Raw genomic sequence first — 1043 nt, 5'->3', positions numbered from 1 at the left:
TAGTTCCAGGAAAATGTGAAGTCGTAATGACATCCTCTTCCCCTGAGACGTTCCTGATGATCCGGTTAATGAAAGTTGACTTCCCGACATTTGTACAGCCAACTACGTACACATCTTTTCCATTGCGGTATTTTTCGATCGCATGGATCGCTTCCTGTATACCAGGTCCTTTTGCGGCACTCACCAATTGGACATCAACAGGCTTAAGCCCCAATTGACTTGCTTCATGCTTCATCCAGTGGATCATCTTGGATTGCTTGACAGACTTCGGCAATAAATCTACTTTATTACCGATCAGCAGAATTGGATTCGAACCGACAAACCGGTGAAGTCCGGGCAGCCAGCTGCCGTTGAAATCAAAGATATCGACTATTTTCACGATTAAACCCTCTGAATTTCCGATTTCATTCAGGATCTTAAGAAAATCGTCATCAGTCAACGGAACGTCCTGAACCTCATTATAGTGTTTTAACCGGAAACATCTTTGACAGATGATTTCTTCCTTTTCAAGTGCAGAAGGGGGGGCATAGCCCATACCTTCTTTGTCTTGCGTCTGAATTCCTACACCACAGCCAACACAAACTACTTCACTCACTTCTTTTCCTCCCACTCAAGCAGACCTTTCCGCTTGAAAAACTTCATGATCCTTCTTTCCACTCTACGATTGAACTTTGTGATGAAACCGTCTGATTGGGCCACCGGTACCACAAGGATCGTATGAAATCCGTTTCTGTTACCGCCAAGAACGTCAGTCAAAAGCTGATCTCCAATGACTACCGCTTCTTCCTTCTTTACTCCCATTTGTTTAATTGCACGTCTGAATGCACGCCCCATCGGCTTTCTGGCCTGGAAAATAAATGGCACGCCAAGGGGGTCCGAAAATGCGCCAACGCGTCTTTCATTATTATTGGAAACAATCGTGACCAGGATCCCTTGTTCCTGCATTTCCTTAAACCACTGAATCAACTTAGGAGTAGCATTGGGCCTGTCCCACTCAACAAGTGTATTATCCAGATCGGTAATGATTGCCTTGATCCCTTTTT

Annotated in this window: 2 protein-coding genes; both read right to left on the bottom strand. The window is 44.7% G+C overall.

What is annotated here, in order from left to right:
- Nucleotides 1-535: GTPase (locus HP456_RS24275; protein WP_216663420.1), on the bottom strand; the 535-nt coding region annotated here is incomplete at its 3' end.
- Between the two features lie 56 nt (nt 536-591).
- On the bottom strand, nt 592-1043 hold a 452-nt coding region (locus HP456_RS24270; RefSeq protein WP_172255765.1), incomplete at its 5' end, for a YqeG family HAD IIIA-type phosphatase.

Origin of the sequence: Bacillus haikouensis, assembly GCF_013179555.1 — a bacterium.
Classification (GTDB): domain Bacteria; phylum Bacillota; class Bacilli; order Bacillales; family Bacillaceae_B; genus Rossellomorea; species Rossellomorea haikouensis_A.
Note: the sequence above shows the minus strand (reverse complement) of the source record. Positions and strands in the feature narration are given on the sequence as shown.